Origin of the sequence: Methylobacterium radiodurans (genome assembly GCF_003173735.1) — a bacterium.
In the GTDB taxonomy this organism is placed as follows: domain Bacteria; phylum Pseudomonadota; class Alphaproteobacteria; order Rhizobiales; family Beijerinckiaceae; genus Methylobacterium; species Methylobacterium radiodurans.
Genome location: NZ_CP029551.1, coordinates 4,252,678 through 4,271,745, shown reverse-complemented (window position 1 = coordinate 4,271,745; position 19,068 = coordinate 4,252,678). Strand labels below are relative to the sequence as shown.

The 19,068-nt window shown below is 67.3% G+C and carries 16 protein-coding genes and 1 pseudogene; 11 read left to right on the top strand and 6 right to left on the bottom strand.

Annotated elements, in window-relative coordinates:
* Positions 1–283: 283 nt before the first annotated feature.
* The 6 genes from DK427_RS27405 to DK427_RS20000 form a co-directional block, all read right to left on the bottom strand.
* On the bottom strand, positions 284–484 hold the full coding sequence (locus tag DK427_RS27405; protein WP_281276995.1) for a DUF1203 domain-containing protein: 201 nt from the start codon (positions 482–484) through the stop codon (positions 284–286).
* Between the two features lie 919 nt (positions 485–1,403).
* Complete coding sequence (locus DK427_RS20020) at positions 1,404–2,720, bottom strand: TAXI family TRAP transporter solute-binding subunit (protein ID WP_245930651.1); 1,317 nt, start codon at positions 2,718–2,720, stop codon at positions 1,404–1,406.
* A 99-nt stretch (positions 2,721–2,819) separates the two neighbouring features.
* Positions 2,820–3,197 (bottom strand): hypothetical protein, encoded by a 378-nt coding sequence (locus DK427_RS20015; protein WP_109952795.1) that lies wholly within the window; start codon positions 3,195–3,197, stop codon positions 2,820–2,822.
* 130 nt (positions 3,198–3,327) lie between these two features.
* Positions 3,328–3,585, bottom strand: coding sequence for a hypothetical protein (locus DK427_RS20010; protein ID WP_245930650.1), 258 nt, complete (start codon positions 3,583–3,585; stop codon positions 3,328–3,330).
* Between the two features lie 137 nt (positions 3,586–3,722).
* On the bottom strand, positions 3,723–3,968 hold the full coding sequence (locus DK427_RS20005; protein ID WP_109952794.1) for a hypothetical protein: 246 nt from the start codon (positions 3,966–3,968) through the stop codon (positions 3,723–3,725).
* Between the two features lie 83 nt (positions 3,969–4,051).
* A complete protein-coding gene (locus DK427_RS20000; protein ID WP_204165201.1) occupies positions 4,052–5,551 on the bottom strand; it encodes an AMP-binding protein in 1,500 nt (499 codons plus the stop codon).
* Between the two features lie 408 nt (positions 5,552–5,959).
* On the opposite strand from DK427_RS20000, the gene DK427_RS27585 reads away from it, so the two are divergent.
* From DK427_RS27585 to DK427_RS27190, 11 genes and pseudogenes are all read left to right on the top strand, one after another.
* Complete coding sequence (locus DK427_RS27585; protein ID WP_425452482.1) at positions 5,960–6,280, top strand: GCG_CRPN prefix-to-repeats domain-containing protein; 321 nt, start codon at positions 5,960–5,962, stop codon at positions 6,278–6,280.
* A 189-nt stretch (positions 6,281–6,469) separates the two neighbouring features.
* On the top strand, positions 6,470–7,519 hold the full coding sequence (locus DK427_RS19990) for an alpha/beta fold hydrolase (RefSeq protein ID WP_245930649.1): 1,050 nt from the start codon (positions 6,470–6,472) through the stop codon (positions 7,517–7,519).
* Positions 7,520–7,561: 42 nt separating this feature from the next.
* A pseudogene (locus DK427_RS27580) lies at positions 7,562–8,561 on the top strand (FAD-dependent monooxygenase); the annotation flags it as partial.
* Positions 8,562–8,786: 225 nt separating this feature from the next.
* Positions 8,787–9,155 carry an aromatic-ring hydroxylase C-terminal domain-containing protein gene (locus tag DK427_RS27575; RefSeq protein WP_425452603.1) on the top strand — a complete coding sequence of 123 codons (369 nt, stop codon included), beginning with the start codon at positions 8,787–8,789 and terminating at the stop codon, positions 9,153–9,155.
* Positions 9,156–9,212: 57 nt separating this feature from the next.
* Complete coding sequence (locus DK427_RS19980; RefSeq protein ID WP_109952791.1) at positions 9,213–10,703, top strand: FAD-dependent monooxygenase; 1,491 nt, start codon at positions 9,213–9,215, stop codon at positions 10,701–10,703.
* Positions 10,700–10,984 carry a hypothetical protein gene (locus tag DK427_RS19975; RefSeq protein WP_245930646.1) on the top strand — a complete coding sequence of 95 codons (285 nt, stop codon included), beginning with the start codon at positions 10,700–10,702 and terminating at the stop codon, positions 10,982–10,984. Before DK427_RS19980 ends, DK427_RS19975 begins: the two co-directional genes overlap by 4 nt.
* Positions 10,985–11,103: 119 nt before the next feature.
* On the top strand, positions 11,104–11,367 hold the full coding sequence (locus DK427_RS19970; RefSeq protein WP_245930645.1) for a hypothetical protein: 264 nt from the start codon (positions 11,104–11,106) through the stop codon (positions 11,365–11,367).
* 33 nt (positions 11,368–11,400) lie between these two features.
* Positions 11,401–12,042 (top strand): MarC family protein, encoded by a 642-nt coding sequence (locus DK427_RS19965; protein ID WP_109952789.1) that lies wholly within the window; start codon positions 11,401–11,403, stop codon positions 12,040–12,042.
* A 686-nt stretch (positions 12,043–12,728) separates the two neighbouring features.
* Complete coding sequence (locus DK427_RS19960; protein ID WP_204165200.1) at positions 12,729–12,971, top strand: hypothetical protein; 243 nt, start codon at positions 12,729–12,731, stop codon at positions 12,969–12,971.
* An 813-nt stretch (positions 12,972–13,784) separates the two neighbouring features.
* Entirely contained in the window at positions 13,785–18,161 is a 4,377-nt protein-coding gene (locus tag DK427_RS19950) for a PAS domain-containing protein (protein WP_162559857.1), read from the top strand.
* Positions 18,162–18,210: 49 nt separating this feature from the next.
* Positions 18,211–19,062, top strand: a complete 852-nt coding sequence (locus tag DK427_RS27190) for a PAS domain-containing protein (protein ID WP_109952786.1) — start codon at positions 18,211–18,213, stop codon at positions 19,060–19,062.
* The last annotated feature ends 6 nt before the right edge of the window (positions 19,063–19,068 follow it).

Below are 19,068 nucleotides of genomic sequence, written 5' to 3'. Positions count from 1 at the left end.
GTTCCCCCGGCGGCGGGCCTCGGGGCCTTGTCGCGCGACCGAACCGGGTACGACAGACCGAACGACCGCATCGCACGGCTCAGACCCGACGCCCGGCCGCCTCGGTCGTCCGATCCAGATCGCGATCCTGGCGGTTTGCGCCGTGGCCGCACTCGCCGCGTGGCGCTGGCAGTCCGGCCCGGCCACGGCCGCAGCGCCGGCGAGCGCGGCGGCGCCCGTGGCCGAGGCTCCCTTCCGGCTGACCGAGGCGCCGCTGGACAGCACGAGCAGCGAACGTTCACCCTCAGGCGTGCACTCGTTCCACAAGCGATAACAAGCAGCCCGGCCGTGCAGTGTGGATGTTCACGAACATAGTCCTCGAGTCATTGAACGCCCGCTGGAGGGGATCGTCGACGTCTTCACCCGAACAAACTTGCCCAAGATCATAGATGCATTGATGATCGGCATCATATGCTCTAACTGACACAAGTGGGTTTGCTCGCACAATGGGAACGACTTCGTTGGTGGTCTCACTACGTGAACAATCTGCCTCATGCAAAAAAAATCGGGCTTGGTGTCCAATAAATGCCGAGCGGCAGCGGCAAACTGTAGGACCCTAGTAGGATACCCTCACCTGGCCGAGCCAGTTGCAGACAGTGCCTGCATGGGAAACCACCACTCGCAGTTGCCATGACCCTTCGAACTTTATTGCCTTGATCGTCTACTCCGGTTAGCCGAAAGCGATCAGCCGTCTCTGTTGCAATCGCAACGCATCGAAAGTCCTTCATGCGCACACCTCCTGAGCGCGCCTTAAAGCACCATGCGACACGCCGCATCCCGTTTCTTGCTATCCAATCACCAGGTCCAATCTCGACTTCAGCACCCGCTTTAGGTCGATTTTGTTGAAAAACTCCAAGGCAGCGCCTCCGGTGTCATACAAGGCAAAGCTTCGTAGAAATTCCAACTCTCATTGGCTATTTAGTCCCGCAAATGTGGCCAGTTCTGAACGGCACGATAGGAGACCCTTCTCCGGTCAGCCCAGTCGGAGGTGCTGCCTCCACCCAAGCCCGAGTCTTCCAACAAAATCGGCGCACAGCCGAACAAGCGGCGGGCGAACCCCTGACCCCTTGCAGACCTTCGTAAGGTCCGCTTACGGGCATTCTGATGAGCGGCCAAAGCGACTGATGGTGGCCGTTTGCGGAATGCCCGCTACGAGGCTTGAGGGTTGGGAGAGCGGACGTCCGGCGCAAAGCCGAGGGGGCAAATGATCTCTCGCAAGCCTTGAACTCAATTCTTCGGGTTGCGGAGGCGCGGTTAGGAGAGGCAGCTCTGTCTTTGAGTCCGGCTGGCGATCAATCTCACGCATCTCTCATTCCTCGTTCTCGGGGCGGGTCCGCCTTGGCTGTTCGATGAGCGCCCGTGCGCTATACGTCCGGGGCAGCATCGTTCCGGGCCATCGATCGGTCGCCCGCATCAGCCCCGTTCGTGCGCATGTTTCCGATGGCCTGGTGCCTCCGCCGCACCGCCTCTCGCACGTGCGACACCAGAAGGGTGACGAGGCGCATCTCGGTGCTTTCCACCCGCCCGAGCGCCTCGGCGCGGATCGCTGCTGCCGCGAGCCCGTCTGCCTCGCCTTCGAGAATCCCGAGTTCTTCTGCATCCGAGGCGGGCACCGCGATCCAGATCTCCAGCAAGCGCATCACTCGGGTCGAAGGCTGCCGCGGGCGGATGCGCTGGTACAGGGCGGCTCCCGCCGCACACAGCGAGGCCAGGCCGCTCGCGACCAGCCCAAGCCAGTAGACCGCACCCTGCATCTGGTCGGACAGGCTCGGCAGGCTTCCCGACAGGTAGGCGGCGGTGCCTGTATGGATTGGAAGGGCCTGCGTCTTGTCGTCGGGATCGGGCGCTTCGATGCCAGCGAGGTCACCGTCGAGGGTCGCGAGCCTGGACTTGCTCGTCAGCACCTCGCGCGTGATCTCGCCGGCGAGCCAGTCCGGCATCGCAGCCGAGGCGGCCAGGCGGTAGCTCACGGACAGCGTGGTGACGTCATCGGCCGGCGACGGCAGAGAGCCCTGGAAAGTGCCTTTTGGGACGTCGAGCGTCTCCAAGGTCGGGTGCTCCTTGGCGATGCCCGCGGCCTCGTCGATCTCAAACGATTTCGGCCGCCCCTTGCCGCCCTTGCGCAGTGCTGCGAAGAGTGTGAGCCAAGATGCGCTCGCGGCAGGCGCCACCACGAAAAGCGCGTCGACTTCGCGCCGCCGCACAGCCTCCGGGACCTGATCGAGGGTAAGCACCCGACGGCGGACGGCGTCCGGGGGCATGGCATAGTGTTGCAGGATGAGGTCCAGAAGCTTGGTGTCGAGCGGACTGCCGTCGAGCAGGCCGACCGTATGCCCACGCAGGGAGCGTACGCCCACGATCCGCGCGTCCAGCGCGATAAAGATCACGGCATCCCGGCGCAGAATGGCCAGCGTCTGGCTGTTCTGGCCGGCGGCGTCGCTGCGCACGATGGCGAGGCCGTTGCCGCCCGCGTCGAGTGTGGCCGCTGCGGCTGCGAGATCGGGAACCTGCTGAGTTCGTATCCGGACGCGCGGGTGCTCGGCCGCGAAGACCTGGGCGAGCGCCGACGCGGCGCGCCGGCCGTCCTGGTTGGCGGGCACCGCGATGTCGAGGGTGAGCAATCCCAGGAGGAGGTGGATGATTGCGGCGGCCGCCGCTGACCCCACGATGACCAAGCCCACGATCAGGAGCGTGACCGCACGACCTCTCATCGGTCCCGCGCCGGCGTCGGGGATGCCAGGGACCCAAATGGTGAAGTGGCGAACTCTGCTTTCATGGCGTCACTGGTCGGAGTGAGCCTCCTTGCAGGTGAGTGGAGGCTTGTCTCTCTCCGTCCAGGTCACCCGGCTCCCCCTGCCGCGAAGGTCGTGGTCGGCGTCGCCGTACCGGAAACCGTCACCGCTCGGCAGCGCCGGCAGAGCAATAGCGGGTCCCTCGGGTGGATGGACGGTGGCCGGCGCGCTGAAATCGGACGTGACGAACTCGACTGTCAGGGTCTGCCCGGCCGGGCAGGTGAAGATGATGCGCCGGACGGGATACAGGGCAGCCTGCACTTCCGGAGCGAGAAAAGGCGCACCGCAGAGGAGCAATGCCGCACCGAAGCCCGGCGCGATGATGCCGTGGACGGCGAGGCGAGATGGCGCTGGGGAATGGGTCATGTCACCTCCTTGCGACTGGGAGAAATCGGTTTGCGGGGTGCAGGGACCTCACAACTGGCCCAGGATGGACAATGCACTCTCCTGGCGCGGCTGGCAGCATGGTGTGCCCTGTGCGAAAGCCGACGTCACATCAGACCGCCTCGTAGGCGAACAGGAGCGAGATCAGGCACAGGCACAGCAGGCCGAGAACGAAGCAGCTGTCGGCCACATCCTCAAGCCGTACCGACACGACCGTCTCGGACGACCAGCGCATCGAGAGGTAGGATGCGGCCGAGCTCGCAAGGAAGAGGAGCGCCGTCAGGGCGGCGTACTCGTCGACATGGCTCGGGCCGATGCGCGCCTCGAGTATCTTCACCAGGCCGATCAGAGTCGTGCACACGCCGATCATGGTCGCGGCGCTCGGCAGGATGTGTCGCGAGAGCCCGCCCGCATCCGCTCTGCGACGGAGGAGACCTCCCCGCCGGAAAGCCTGCGTCCAGAAGTGTCGGGCTGGCCCGAGCATGACCCACTCGGCGCGGCGACGGATCAGAAGCGTTGCTCCTGACGGCCAGGGTTGGGCCCGCCCGCATGATAGGACGCCATGCAGGTGTGCCAGATCTGAGACCCGAGGTCCCAGAGGCTCAGGCGGTTCGGATTGGGGGCCGTGAAGACCTGCGCCCGGGCCTGCTCACGGCAGGCCGCATCCGCCGGCCCCTGAATCGGAGGCTCGTTTGCAGGAGCCGCGCTCGTCGAGACGGCGATGAACGCGACCGCAACCAGAGTGATGCGCATAGGGACGACCTTGCTTCCGGGTTGGTGACAGGTGACGAGGCGCTTCGAGTTTCCAGTTCGTGGACAGCCCTTGGACACAACTCTCAAGCTTCGGCGGGTGTGAGGCCTTCCAGCCGACGGATCGCCTCCCGATCCGGCTTCCCCTGCTCGGTGCAGGGTACACGCGCGATGGGATGCACCCTGAGCCTGGAAGCCACGTCGGGACCGTACATGGCCGCGACGGCCTCGATGCACCGGGCGACGTCTACGGCAGAGCCAGGCCACCCTTCCGAAGCCGCAAGCCACGTCTTCGCGGTGTGGTCGGTGACAACGACGGCGTATCGAACGGAGGGCTCCTGACAGAGAACGTCCTCGATCATCATCGGGGTGAGTCTCAGGTCGCCGACCGCAAGAACGTCCACGGCACGTCCCAGGATCTGGAGGCGGCCCTCCGCGTCGAGCCGTCCGAGGTCCCCAGAGCGATACCAACCCTCGCGGAAGGCCGCTGCTTCGAGGTCGGGCCGGTTCAGATAGCCGCCTGCCATGGCCGGTGATCGAACTTCGATGGAGCCGCCTTCGTGAGGATCCACCAAGCTGCCGTCGCCAGTCCGAAACCTGATCTCGACAGTCGGTAGGACACGGCCCGCGCAGGTCAACGCGTCCAAATCCGCCGGATCGTAGGCACCCGGCGGCAGGAGGCTGACGAGGCCCATCTCGCTGGCGCCGTAGGTGTGGGCGAGGACGGGTCCGAGGCGCTCTCGCGCGCGCCGGCGCAGCGTCGGCGGAGCCGAGGCTCCGATATGCGTGAGGCTGCGAAGCGACGAGAGATCCCGACGCATCAGGTCCGGATGGTCCATCAGTTCGAAGAGCTGCGGCTCGACGAGGAAGAGGTCGGTGATGTGCTCCTGCTCGATCGTGGCAAGGGTGGTGGCAGGATCGAAGGTATCCTGCAAAACAATGCAGCCACCGCCGAGCAGCGTGATGTCGACCAGAACCTGGGACAGATAGGCAAGTCGCCCGTTGACGAGTTGCCGCCGATCTGTGGGGCTCGGCACACCGACCATGGCCGTGTAGGCCGCGAAGCTCCGCCAACTACCCTTCGGGCCCCCCGTGCTGCCGCCCGAGGACACGACGACCGCAAGGTCATCAGGACAAGCCTGACAGGGAACCGGCGTGTCCGCCTGAACGGCGGCGAGTTCGTCGAGCCTGCTCAACGCGGGGTCACCGGTCCGCCCCACGGCGACGACCGTCGCCTCGCAGCTGCCTGAAACCGATGCGGCCGTCGTGGGGAAGACGACGAGCACGTCAGGGGCGATCTGACGGAGTAGTTCAGTCCGTGCCGCGTCCGACGTCGGAATCGAGAGGAAGGTGGCCGCCGCTCCGAGCAGGTTGGCGGCGTACCGGATCGCGAGCGCGTCAGGATGGTTCGGAGCGAGCAAGGCCACCAGGGTCTCGGGACCGATAGCGATGTTGCGCAGTGCCCGGGCATAGCGGAAGATCGTGGTGAGAAACGCCTCGCCTGTGAGATCCGCATCGCGATGCTGCAGGACCACTCTCGGACCGGCATCGCGGAGCTTCGAGATCAGGCGCTCGATGTAAAGCACCTGCTCCCCAGAACATGCCTCTCGTCGTACGGTTGGTTCGGCCAATGTTTTCGATGCGATCGTTGGCAGCATGGCACCAGTCCTACGATCAAGTCTGACATAGCACCGATTGCGATGTTCCCCCGGTAGGGCAACAGGAGGCGCAACATCGATGGCGCCTTCGGGAGGCGAGCGCTGCATCTATCCCCTACTGTAAACGCCCAGCTTCCGGCAATAGCGCTCTCGCAGTTCGTGCATAGACGTGCCCGCAAAGACGATTGTGCGCAATTTTAGAATGATAACAAACTGAACTGATTGTCAATTGTGCGGCCTTTGTCGATATTGCATTTACTAAACGCTCGATGACGACACTTGCCAAGCTGGGCGGTTTTCTGCTTGACTGCCGTGCGCCTCAGGAGGTCCGGCATCATGCGTCGCGCAACTCTCCTCTTTGCTGCCTTTTTTCTCGTCGCCACGCCTATGCTGAGACCAGCCCAGGCTCTGCCGGCGATAATCAATCCTGGGGCTACAGCACCGATTGAGTTCGTTGCAGGAGGGTGCGGGCCCGGTCGGTGGCGCGGACCTTGGGGCAACTGTCGCAGCACGCCCTATGTCGGGCCGCTGCCCGGCGGCTGGTACCAGGCGCGCGCAGGCAACGGCTGCCCTCCGGGCTACTGGCGCGGGCCCTGGGGCCACTGCCGCAACACGCCCTATCACGGCCGCCTGCCGGGTGGTGGCTGGAAGCCGTAGCTGATCGCGCGAAGCAACGTCCTGTCGAACCGAGCATGACCGGAGAGCGACGTGCTGAAGACTTCGAAGCAAGCGTCGGCCTCGCGGTGTGCCCGGCTGGTCGGGACCCTCCTGATCGTGTGGGGCCTCGCCTCGGCAGAATGCCCCGCCGAGGCACGTCCAGCATCCGGTCGCGCAGCCCCTGGAACTTTGCTCGACTATCAACCTCTCCCGAACGCACCCGACGGCGCCGCGGCCTACCGGGTGCTCTACCGCTCCACCGGCCTGCGCGGCGAGCCGATCGCGGTCTCGGGCGCCATCATCGTGCCGGCGGGACCGGTGCCGCCCGGCGGCCGTCCCATCGTCGCCTGGGCACACCCGACCACCGGCGTCGTCGACAAGTGCGCGCCCTCATTGGCCCGCGTGCTTTACCGCTCGATCCAAGGCCTTAACGAGATGTTGGCGCGCGGCTACATCGTAGCCGCCACGGACTACCCCGGCCTTGGCACGCCCGGCGTTCACCCCTACCTCGTTGGCATCAGCGAGGGCCGCGCCGTGCTCGACTCGGTACGCGCCGCCCGTCAACTCGCCGGACCCGGGGGCGCCACGAGCGCCTTCGCCGTCTGGGGGCACTCGCAGGGCGGTCATGCAGCTCTGTTCACCGGTATCTTAGCTCAGGGCTACGCACCGGACCTGACCCTGGTGGGTGTGGCGGCCGCGGCACCCGCCACCGAGCTCGCTACCCTGATGATGGCCGACCTCGACACCTCGGGCGGCAAGAACCTCACTGCCATGACCCTGTGGTCGTGGTCCCAGGTCTACGGCGCGCCCATGACGAAGGTCGTCGTGCCGGCCGCGCTCCCGGTGATCGACGAGTTGGCCAACGACTGCATCGAGACGATCTTAGACGTGCTGGAACGGCGCGGGCCGTCGAAGGCGCTCGACCGCAGCTTCCTCTCGGTCAACGACCTCGCCGACCGGGAACCCTGGCGCTCTCTGCTCGCCCGCAACACGCCCGGCACGCTGCCGCCGCGCATCCCGATCTTCCTGGCGCAAGGTGCCGCCGACACCCTGGTGCTGCCACGGGTGACGCAGGACTACCGGGCGCGCCTGTGTCGGGCCGGCAGTCGCGTCGAGTTCGATCTTGTGCCGGGCGTCGGGCATCTCTCCATCGCCAAGGATGCGGCACCCGCTGCCCTCGACTGGATCGGCGACCGCTTCGCGGGCGAGCCCGCGCCGAGCAATTGCGGAGCCCAGTAACACCGGGGTTCGCGCCAAGAGCATAAGCGTGAGGAGGAGCCGATGGCGGAGGTCCTCGTGGTCGGAGCCGGCCCGGTCGGGCTGACGCTCGCCTGCGAGCTGGCCCGGCATGGGGTGCGCCCCCGGATCATCGACAGCGCGCCGCAGCCCTCCGCCTACTGCCGCGCCCTCGGTGTCACGCCGCGGACGCTGGAGGTCTGGGACGACATGGGCGTCGCCCGCGAGATGGTCGATGCGGGCCTCTGGCTGACGGGCCTGCGCTCCATCATCAACGGTCAGCGCATGGACGATGCCACCCAGCCCGACATGGGGCTGCCCTACGCCTCGCTCGGCCTGCCACAATACGAGACCGAGCGCATCCTCACCCGGCACCTCACCCGCTTCGGCATCAGGATCGAGCAGGGTGCGGCCCTGACCGCGCTGAGCCAAGACACCGAGGGCGTCAGCGCGCGTCGAGCGCACGGGTGAGCCGGCCGAGGAGGTTCGCACGCGCTACGTGGTCGGCTGTGACGGCGCGCACAGCGCAGTCCGGCGTCTGCTCGGGATCGGTTTCGAGGGTGCGGCCTATCCCTGGCCGTTCATGCTCGGCGACGTCCGGATCGATTGGGACGTGCCCTACGGTATGTCCGTGCGCGCCCTTCGGCTGGTGGAGGGTGGCCCACCCGACATGTTCATCGCCATCCCGCTGCCGGAGCCCGGCCGCTACCGCGTCTCGATGCTCGCAGCCCCTCACCTCGTTCCGGCCGGCGGCACGGATCACGGCATCCAAGCCGAGCTCACGGGGCCATCACTCGCCGACCTGCAGGCGGTGGCCGACGACCTACTACCCGATCACGCACCGCTGTCCGACCTGCGCTGGTCCTCCGTCTACCGCATCGGCATGCGCCTGGCCGCCGCCTATCGCCAGGGCCGGTGCTTCATCGCGGGGGATGCTGCCCACATCCATCCGCCCACCGGTGGTCAGGGCATGAACACCGGAATCCAAGACGCCTACAACCTGGCCTGGAAGCTGGCGCTGGTCCTGAAGGGCGCGAGCCCAGGCGACCTCCTCGACAGCTACGAGAGCGAACGCCGCCCAGTCGGGGCGGACGTGATCGCGCGGACTCGCAAGGCGAGCGAGGGATACGGCCGCGAACAGGGCGGTGCGCCCGACCGGGCCGCCGACGCCCAGGTCTCGATCTCCTACCGGGGAACGGATTGGGTCAAGGGCGAGTCGGACGGCGTCGGACCCGCGGCCGGCGACCGCGCGCCGGACGCAAACGGCCTCATGCGGCAGGGTCTCGGCTTCCCAGTGCGCCTCTTCGACGTCTTGCGCGGTACGGAGCACGTCCTGGTGGTTCACCTGAACGGAGCCTGCGAGCGCGCGATGGTGCAGGAACTATCCGACTGGATGCAGCACCAGGCCTATTCGCTGCAGGATCACCTGCGCGTGGTCGTCGTCGCGCACGACGCGGCGGGCCACACGCTTCCGGGAGCCGAGCTTCTCGAAGACCGCGCGAGAGCGTTCACCGAGGTGTACGGAGATCAGGCGATGAGCTGCCTCGTGCGGCCCGACGGTCATCTCGGCTGGCGCGGCCGCTCGTGGCGAGACGCCAGCTTCCAGGAGCACCTCCGGAGGCTGTTCCCGGCCGCCTGAGCCAACTTTGTGAGGACATCTGACGCGCGGCGACCTTGCAGCATGAGAGGAGGCCAGATGACGGATGTACTCATCGTCGGCGCCGGGCCCGTGGGCCTGACCATGGCAGCCGAACTCGCCCGCTACGGCGTCGGCGTGCGTTTGATCGACCGCGCGCCGCACGCCACAGAGACCTCGAAGGCTCTCGTGGTCTGGTCGCGCACGCTCGAACTCACGGACCGCATGGGCTGTACCCAGGCCTTCCTGAAGGCGGGGCTGCGTGCCCCCGGCGCCTCGATCCGCAGCGCCGGGAAGGTCCTCGGCAACCCGCGTTTCGACGACATCGCCAGCACCTACAACTTCGCGCTGATGATCCCCCAGCGCGACACCGAGCGCCTCCTGGCCGAGCATCTCCTGTCCTTCGGCGTCGAGGTCGAGCGGCAGGTGGAGCTGGTCGATTTCACCGAGGCGGTGGACGGCGTCGAGGTGCGTCTGCGGCACGCCGACGGTAGCGAGGAGCGGGTGCGAACGCCCTGGCTGATCGGCTGCGACGGCGCCCACAGCACGGTGCGGCACAGGCTCGGCCTTGCCTTCGAGGGCTCGGCCCAGGGCGACGACTGGCTGCTCGCCGACGTGCGCCTCGACGGTTCGGGCGCACCGCCGCCGGACGAGATCGCGACCTACCTGCACCGCGACGGCCCCTTCGTGATCTTTCCCATTCCGGGTGGGCGCGCCCGCGTCGTCGCGACGGTCGGTAAGACGGATGCGGCGCACCCACGGCCCGATCCTACCCTCACCGACGTCCAGGCACTCATTGACCAGCGCACCGGCGGTAACTTCCGCGCCTCCGATCCGGTCTGGCTGACGCACTTCCGCATCAACGAGCGCAAGGTGGCCGAGTACCGGCGCGGGTGCGTCTTCCTGGCTGGCGACGCGGCCCACATCCATAGCCCTGCCGGCGGTCAGGGCATGAACACCGGCATGCAGGACGCGGTGAACCTCGCCTGGAAGCTGGCGATGGTTCTCCATGGGCAAGCCGGCGAGATCCTACTCGACAGTTACAGCCCCGAGCGGAGCGCGGTCGGCGACCTAGTGCTTCGCAACGCCGGCCGCCTCACCGACATGGCGACGCTGACGAACCCCGCGGCGCAGGCGGCACGCAACCTCGCGCTGCGCGTCCTGCTCGGCTTCCACGCGGTTCGCGACAGGATGGCGACGCAGATGAGCGAGATTGAGATCGCCTATGCCGGCAGTCCACTGTCGAAAGGGCGCGAAGCTGGCTCACGCTGGGATCCTGAGAGCTATGAGGGGATGCCCCCGGGGGCAGGAGGCGAGCCGCGCTTCGTGCTCTATGCCGCAGACGCGGCGCGCGGGAGCGCGCTGACGGGGCGCTTCCCCGACCTCCTGGAGCCGAGACTCCGGTCGCCACCGGACGCGTCCGGTCTCTTCATCATCCGGCCCGACGGCTACGTCGGCCTCTCGGCGGACGAAGCCGATTGGGACGATGCGGAGCGGTATCTCCGGTTGCTCACGCAGAGCGACGGACACACCGGAGGGCATGCATCGTGACGAGACCGAAACCCAGTCCCCTGGTCCTGGCGCTGCTCAGCGCAGGCCTCGTCACGGCGGACGCGGCGAGGGCGCAAGTCTCGCGAGAGGTTCCGATACAGCGAGACCTTGACGTCGAGCGCCGTCTCGACCGGAACGCGCCGCCGACGGCTGATCCGAACGTGTCTCCTGACAACCCGGATGGTGTTGTCGGCTTCGATGGGCCGCCAGGCATACCGGAAAACAACATCGACGCCGGGCCGCTGCCGCCCGGCTCACCGGCCGATGCGGACATCAAATGATGCTGTGCGTCCGTCGGCTTTTCACAGGCCCGCTGCCGACGCTGTCTGCCGATCAGCGGACATAGCTAAAGTGGTCCTCTCATCAGTAACGGGAGAAGACGAAGATGGGTACAGATAAGATGAACCGCCGCCAACTCGTCGCCGTCGCGGCAGGCGCCGTTGCGGCGGGCGCAACGATGGGGGCGACAAGCGCCGAAGCCTACCAGGGCAACATGGAACGGGCCTTATCGTCCCTGTTCGATGCTTTGGCATCGCTGCGTGAGGCCTCCTCGAACAAGGGCGGACACCGCGTCAAGGCGATGGCCCTGGTGCAGCAGGCCATCGAGCAGACGCAAGCCGGGGTCGAGTTCGCCGACGAGCATGGCGGCGGAGGCGCGCGGTAGCGGCAGAGCTGTGACACGCGAGCGAGGGTGGCGATGGAGTTCGATCTGGCCTTTGCGACCAAGGTCTTCGCCGCCCTTTTCGCGATCATGAACCCGTTCGCCAACGTGCCGGTCTTCCTCTCCCTCACCGAGGGAACTTCCGACGGCATCCAGAGGAGAGTGGCATTCACGGCCAGTCTCGGGACAGTGATTGGCTGTCTCGTCAGCGCGCTCGCCGGAAAGCTAATCCTCACGCTCTTCGACACCGACGTGAACGATTTTCGACTGGCTGGTGGGCTTCTCATCCTGCTGATCGCCATCACGATGCTGCAAGGATCGGACAGTCACGTCCACGCAAGGACGCCGAAAGAGAAAGTCGAAGATCTCGACCCAGCGAGCGTTGCGATCTACCCTCTGACAGTTCCGTTGCTGGTGGGGCCTGGAACGATTGCCACGCTTATCGTCTTTGGGGAGACTGCGAGGACGCAAGACAGGATCACCGAGCTGGCGTTCGGTATGGGCGCATTCCTCGTGCTGCTCGCAGCCACGCTCCTTTCGGCTCCCTTCCTGGGCCGTCACCTTCCACCCGAAGCGGTAGCGATCACGCGCCGGCTCATGGGCATGATCCTCGCAGCTCTTGGCGTGGAGATGATCGTCACGAGCCTCCGGATAGCCTTTCCCGGGCTTTCGAGTTGATGCGCAGTCCGCAGGTGGTGCAGCTAAGAACCACAAGTTGAGCTGCTGTAGCGTCCGCGCCGGAGAAGCCGCGAAAGCCTGCTGAACGGCCGAGATGGAGCACAAATCCGAAGGTCCGGTTTTAGGCAGCGCGCTGATGTCGGGTCCTGGCGCAATTGAGGCCGACAAGTTGATCTGCTGCATGGCCCGCTTCGGGGAAGCCACGGGAGCCTGCTGAGCGGCCGAGATGGGCGCAGATGCGAAGGTCCGCGTCCTGGCTCGGTGTCGAAGCCCGCTGGTGGCGCGACCTGTTCCGGATACGGGAACTCGCTCTTTTGAAGCCGGACTTGCATCGGGGGTGTCGGCTTGTTGCGACAAGCTCCGAGCGAGGAGGCTCGCGGTGCGGCTGTTTGAGTGCAAAATGCAGCAACGTCCTCTACTTCGAGAACCGGACCTGCAAGCGATGCGCGCGGCGGCCAAACTCGGCTTCGTCCACGACCTCGTGCACGGGCACGTCATGAGATGACAGCACCCGCACCAGCGTCTGCAATTTCAAGCGCCCATCTCGGCTGCGGCTCACAATCGCTCGAAATCCGCCAACGAACAGCCACGAAGAGCCAGCAGATGGCCAATCAGCGCTTACAGCCGAACATTTGCTTTCGGCCGAAGCCTGCCGTTCATCATAGGCAGTACAATCAGGATTTCCCGTGAGCTTGACCGTTAGTGCCCGCGTCGACGGGCGGCCGGTGTTCTTCCAGCATGTGTCGATGATCGGTGCCCTCGATCAGGCCATGACGCTGCTGGCTGCCGGCATGTCGGACGTGCTCATCGCGGACCGAGACGGCCAAGTGTCGACGCCTGCCATGGCCTATCGGAGCCTGTTCGAGCCTCCAGCCAAGCGCGCACGGATTGGCAGCGGTGACCTGGCTTGCTGCAATCGTGCAGCATGATGACATGAAGCCCTGATCTGAATGGCAGGTCCATGTGGTGGCCGTGCCTACGTCTAGGGCGGCGCTGATCGCTGCGGAAGCGGTGGCTTCCGGGCGTCGGACCTTCACAGCGCCCTGCCAAATGACGGGGTCGATGAAGAAGGCGGGCATCGATCTTACCGATACGGAGAGGCTGCTATTCACGTTGCGGCAGCCGAAACCGACGAAGGAGCTTGGCGTTCACGAGCCCGACCAAGGAACTATTAGTACCATCGAACGAATAACGGCCGCCCACAGGCAGGCCGCTGCCGGTCAGGGGAAGGACTGACTCGGCAGCGGGAAGGGTTAGGTGCGGGAGCAGATCGGGAACGATGCGCGGGACATGGTCAGGCGACACCAAGGGCCGAGGAGGCGAAGCCGCATCAGGCCATCCCGGCCGCGGAGCGCGGACCACGATGGGGCCGTCCCGGGCGTCGTCGACGCCGAGGCCGAAGGGATGAAGGACGCGGCGCGGCGGCAGATGGGGTCAGTCACCACCCGAAGCCGCGTCGCTCCGTCCCACAGCGAACACTTCAGGGTTCTGGCCGGATCTGCGGCTTGCCCCGCCCCATGGATCCCGATCGTTGTCGGCCGCACGATATCGGCTCCCACGAGCGGGTAGCCGGGACGATCAGGTCAGGGAGAGCAGGATCCCGCGGCGAAGCGGCCCTTCGTGGCACCGCGGCCACGCGAACGGCATTTTCCGGCTCCGCCCTGCCGCTTCATGGTTCCTTGAGCATCGCCGCGATAAGGCAGGGAAAACCCTCCTCGCCTGGATTTCGAGACTTGCCATTGATGTCGAAAGCTGCCCTCGACGATCCGGATCGCCTCCACGCATTGCGCGCCCTGGCCATCGTGGGAACCGATCCCGAGCCGCATTTCGACGCCGTCTGCCACACCGCCACGGCGCTCTTCCGAGTTCCCATCGCCCTCGTGTCGCTCGTCGAGGAAGACCAACAGTGGTTCAAGGCCCGCTGCGGGTTGAGCTCCGAAGGCACGCCGCGTGAGATCGCGTTCTGCGCGCACACCATCCTCGCGGATGAGGTGCTCGTCGTCGAGGACGCCGCGCTCGACCCGCGCTTCGCCGCCAACCCGCTCGTCACGGGCGAGCCCCGCATCCGGTTCTATGCCGGGGCACCCCTCGTCCTCCAGCCCGGGATCCGGGTCGGCACGGTGTGCGTCGTCGACACCAGCCCGCGTGTATTCTCGGACGAGCAGAAGCGGCAGCTACGAAGCTTGGCGGACATCGTCGTCGCGCATCTTCGTCTCCAGGCGGCCCGGCAGGCGAGCGAGGAGGAGGCGGCCCGCCGCCGCCGCGCGGAGCGGGCGCTGGCCGAGCGCGTCGGCGCGGCGGAGACCATGCTGCGCGCGCAGCGACTGGCCGAAAAGGCAGCCGGCATGGGGCACTGGCGCATCCTGCCGGAGGGTCCCGGCGTCATCTGGTCGGATGGCCTCGCCCGCATCTTCGGGCGGCCCCTGCCGGAGGGTGGTGCGATCCTGTTGGACGAGCACCTCGCCTTCTACCACCCCGACGACCGGGCCGGAGTGCGCGCGCGGATCGAGGCGGCGTTGTCGGGCGAGATGCCCCATGCGGGCGGCTACCAGGGACGCGCCCGCGTCGTACGGCCGGACGGCACCTTGCGCCACGTCATCATCCAGGGCGCGCCGGAAACCGCGGGACCGACGCCCTCCGCGCTTTACGGCGTGGTGCTGGACGTCACGGACATGGTCCTCCGCGAGGAGCAGGCCCACGAGGCCGGCAAGGTTCTGAGTGCCACCCTGGAACGCATGGACCAGGGGCTGGTCATGCTCGGACCGGACCGGCGCGTCCGCCTGTTGAACGCGCGCGCGCAGCACCTGCTGCGGTTGCCCGACACCGTGCTGCACCCGGGCGCCTCGTTCGACGACATCCGCGCCTTCCAGCAAGCGCGCGGCGAGTTCGCCCGGCCGGCGGACCCGGACACGGAATCGCCGGCGAGCGGCGACGCGCACGCCGTTCCGCCGGCGTACGAATGGCTGCTCACGGACGGCACGACGCTGGAGGCGCGCGGCGTGCACCTCCAGGACGGCAGCCTCATCTATACCCTCGCCGACATCACAATGCGTCGCGCGTCCGAGCGCGCCGTCCGGGACAGCGAGCGCCGCTACAGGTTGCTGGCCGAGAACACCACCGACATCATCATCTGGTGCGGCCTCGACACCACGCGCCGCTACGTCTCGCCGGCCGTGCGCACGATCCTGGGCTACGCGCCCGAGAGCCTGGTCGGAACCCGCCCCCTCGATTTCGTTCACCCGGACGAGGCACGGGATTACGATCGCCTCCTCGCGGACCTGACGCTTGGCAGGACCGAACAGGTGCGGACCTGCCAGCGCTACCGGCACGAGGACGGTTCCTGGGTCTGGCTGGAGATCTCCTTCAACCTGACGCACGATCCCGTTACCGGGCAGCCGGACGGCTACGTCGCGGCCCTACGGGACATCTCCGACCGGAAGGCCATCGAGGACTCCCTCCGTCATTCGGAGGAGCGGCTGGCGCTTGCCCTCGACAGCGGCTCGGACGGCCTCTGGGACTGGGACGTCGCCTCGGGCACCGTGTGGTTCTCCGACCGCTGGCACGCGATGCTCGGGTACGAGCGCGGCGAGATCGAGGCCGACGTGACGTTCTGGCACCGTCTCGTCCATCCCGAGGATGTCACGGAAGCCCGGGACCTGATGCGCGCCCACATCGCCGGCGAGCTCCCGGTCTACCAGTGCGAGTTCCGTCTCCGGAGGAAGGACGGCGGCTACCTCTGGGTGCTCGTGCGCGGCAAGGCCGAGCGCAGGGATGCCTCGGGCCGTGCCCTCCGGGTCGTCGGGACGCAGATCGACATCAGCCTCCGGAAGCAGGCCGAACTCGCCTTGAGCGGCAGCGAGGCCCGCTACCGCGCGCTGACCGACGCGTTGCCGCAGCTGGTCTGGATCTTCTCGGTCGAGACCGGCGAGGCGACATACGTCAACCAGCAGTTCGAACGGTATTACGGGCCGATCGGCGCCACGCGCGCGGCACGGATGGCGTGCAACCATCCGGACGACGCCGCGCGCATGGAGCGGGCGTGGCAGGAAGCCCGGCGGGCGGGTGGCCCCTACCGGGTCGAGGGCCGCCTCAGGCGGCGGGACGGGGCCTACCGCTGGCACAAGCTCGTGGCCCTCCCGATCCAGCAGGACGGCAAGGTCGTCGGCATGCTGGCGACCGCGCTCGACATCGACGAGATTGTCGCCGCCCGCCAGGAGCTGGAGGAAACCACGAACCTGCTGCGCGTCGCACAGGAGGCGGCCGGGGCCGGGACCTGGGAACACGACCTGGCCGCGCGCGTCGTGACGGTTTCGCCCGAAGCCGCCCGGCTTTATGACGTCGAGACGGCCAAGCCCCTGCGATGGGGCGAAGCGGAATGGATGGGACTGTTGGCGCCCGGCGACGCGTCGGCGGGCATGGCGGTCGCACGGCAGGCGATCGAGGACCGCACCAGCTTCTCGGTCGAGCTCAGATGTCCCCGGGCGGACGGCACCGTTCGCTGGCTCAGCGCGACCGGACGTGCCCTGTACGATGAGCAGGGCCGGGCGACGCGCCTGATCGGGCTCAACAAGGACATCACGGCCAGGAAGGTCGCGGAGCACCTGTTGCTGGAGGCAAAGTCAGCCGCGGAGGCGGCCCGGGCGCAAGCCGAGCAAGCCAGCGCCGCGAAGAGCGACTTCCTGGCGACGATGAGCCACGAGATCCGCACGCCGCTCAACGGCGTCCTCGGCTACACCGACCTGCTGCTTGAGGAGCTTGCCGCGGGCTCCCGTGCGTGGCGCTATGCCGAGCGCATCCAAGGCGCCGGTTCGTCGCTGCTGACGGTGGTCAACGACATCCTCGACTTCTCCAAGATCGAGGCCGGGCAGGTTGCCCTGGCGGCCGAGCCGTTCGCACCGGGCCATGTGGCGCAGCAGGCGCTGTCCATCGTGCGCGCGAGCGCGGACAGGAAGCACCTGGAGCTCGGCGTGGAGATCGCCCCGGACGTGCCGCCGCATGTCGTGGGCGACCAGGACCGGCTTCGGCAGGTCCTCCTGAACCTCCTCAACAACGCCGTGAAGTTCACCGCGCACGGCAGCGTGACGCTCCGCGTCTCTTGCGGGGACCGGGCGGGCGGGCGGGCGCGGCTTCGCTTCTCCGTCGAGGATACCGGCATCGGCATCCCCGCCTCCAAGCAGCACCTTCTGTTCGAGCGTTTCTCGCAGGTCGACGGAAGCGTGCAACGCGAGTTCGGCGGGACGGGGCTCGGCCTCGCGATCTGCAAGCGGCTCGTGGAGCTCATGGGCGGGCGGATCGGAGTGGCGAGCGAACCGGACAAGGGCTCGACCTTCTGGTTCGAGGTCGCGCTGGAAATGGGCGCCTCGGCTGCCGAGCCGGTCGCCCAGACAACCGGCCCCGCCCGGAAAGGACGGCGCTTGCTGCTCGTCGAGGACGTACCGCTCAACCAGGAGCTCGCGACGACCGTGCTGCAAGCCGCCGGACACGTCGTCGACGTGGTGGGCAGCGGCCCGGACGCGATCCGGAAGGTCCGCGAGGAAAGCTACGACCTCGTGCTCATGGACGTTCAGATGCCGGGCATGGACGGCATGACCGCGACCCGCCACATCCGCGCTCTCGACCATGCGGCGGCCTCGGTCCCGATCCTGGCTATGACCGCGAACGTCCTGCCCCAGCAAGTCGCCGCCTGCCGCGAGGCAGGCATGAACGACCATGTCGGCAAGCCGTTCAAGCGTGAGGCGCTGCTCGCAGCCATCGAGCATTGGACGTCGCATGCGGAGCCGGCACGACCGCGACGCGGCATCCTCGACCCCGACGCCTACGCCGATGCGGCAGCCTCGCTCGGCCGCGAGCGCCTGCACCACCTGCTCGGCACGCTTGCCGCCGAACTCGGCAGCCGCTTCGGCGACGCGGGGGACATGCCCGACCGCGAGACGCTGGGTCACGATGCGCATGCGATGGTCGCCGCCAGCGGGACGCTCGGCTTCGCGGAGCTGGCGCGACTGTGCCGGGAGGTTGAAGTCGCGTGCCAGGAGGGCCGCAGCTACGAGGCCGACCTGATTCGGCTGCGGTCCTTGTCGGCGGACGTCGTTGCGGAGATCGCGGCGCTCTGCGCCGCATAGACGGGTTCGCTCGCTTCTCCGACCTGCGGCCGGATCCGGTTCCGACCGAGTGCAGATCCGGGCGCAATCCGTCCTCGAAAGCGGCGGGACGCAGCGCTGGGCCGTGCACGTCTTGGGTACGCCCCTGGACGTCACGGATGCCAAACAAGGCGAGCCTTACCATGAGAGCGAGCAGCGCTTCCGCGCCTTCGTCGCGGCGAGTTCGGACCGGATGTACCGGAGGAATCCCGATTGGAGGGTGATGCGGCAGCTCGACGGTCGCGGGATCCTGCCCGACACGCCCCAACCGATCGAAGCATGGGTGGATCGCTGTCTTCACGCCGACGATCAGGCCCGGGTAAAGGCGGCCGGCGAGCGGGCGATCCGCGGCAGGACCATGTTCGAGCCGGAGCACCGTGTCCGGCAGGCCAGCGGCAACCTGGGATGGATCCACTCGCGCGCGGTCCCGATCCTCAGAGAGAAGGGCCGGATCATGGAATGGCTGGGCACCGCCAGCGACGTCACCGCCCGCAAGCAAGCCGAGGCGGCGCTGCGCAGGAGCGAGGAGCGGCTCAGGGCCGTGGCGAACCTGGGGCCGGACTTCCTCTGGAGCAGCGATCCCGATGGCCGGGCGACGTGGTTCAGCGAGCGCCGGTACGCGTATATGGGCCAATCCGAGATCGAGGTCCTCTGCCACGGCTGGCAGGAAGTGATCCATCCGGATGATCGCGAGCCTGCCATGGCCCGCCTTCGCTCGGTCGTGGAGCAAGGCCGGGTGTACGGTCACGATTACCGCAGCCGGTCTATCGACGGCTCCTACCGCTGGTTCCTGGTCCGGGCCGGATCCGTCCACGACGACGACGGACGGGTCAGCCAGTGCCACGGGGCCGTCACCGACATCGACGACCTGCGCCGGCTTTAGGAACGG

What these genes read in the sequence shown, in the direction of transcription:
- DK427_RS20015 (WP_109952795.1), bottom strand. Translation starts at nt 3,197, where the DNA reads ATGACCCATTCCCCAGCGCCATCTCGCCTCGCCGTCCACGGCATCATC.
- DK427_RS20010 (WP_245930650.1), bottom strand. Translation starts at nt 3,585, where the DNA reads ATGATCGGCGTGTGCACGACTCTGATCGGCCTGGTGAAGATACTCGAG.
- DK427_RS20005 (WP_109952794.1), bottom strand. Translation starts at nt 3,968, where the DNA reads ATGCGCATCACTCTGGTTGCGGTCGCGTTCATCGCCGTCTCGACGAGC.
- DK427_RS27585 (WP_425452482.1), top strand. Translation starts at nt 5,960, where the DNA reads ATGCGTCGCGCAACTCTCCTCTTTGCTGCCTTTTTTCTCGTCGCCACG.
- DK427_RS27575 (WP_425452603.1), top strand. Translation starts at nt 8,787, where the DNA reads ATGCGGCAGGGTCTCGGCTTCCCAGTGCGCCTCTTCGACGTCTTGCGC.
- DK427_RS19980 (WP_109952791.1), top strand. Translation starts at nt 9,213, where the DNA reads ATGACGGATGTACTCATCGTCGGCGCCGGGCCCGTGGGCCTGACCATG.
- DK427_RS19970 (WP_245930645.1), top strand. Translation starts at nt 11,104, where the DNA reads ATGAACCGCCGCCAACTCGTCGCCGTCGCGGCAGGCGCCGTTGCGGCG.
- DK427_RS19965 (WP_109952789.1), top strand. Translation starts at nt 11,401, where the DNA reads ATGGAGTTCGATCTGGCCTTTGCGACCAAGGTCTTCGCCGCCCTTTTC.
- DK427_RS19950 (WP_162559857.1), top strand. Translation starts at nt 13,785, where the DNA reads ATGTCGAAAGCTGCCCTCGACGATCCGGATCGCCTCCACGCATTGCGC.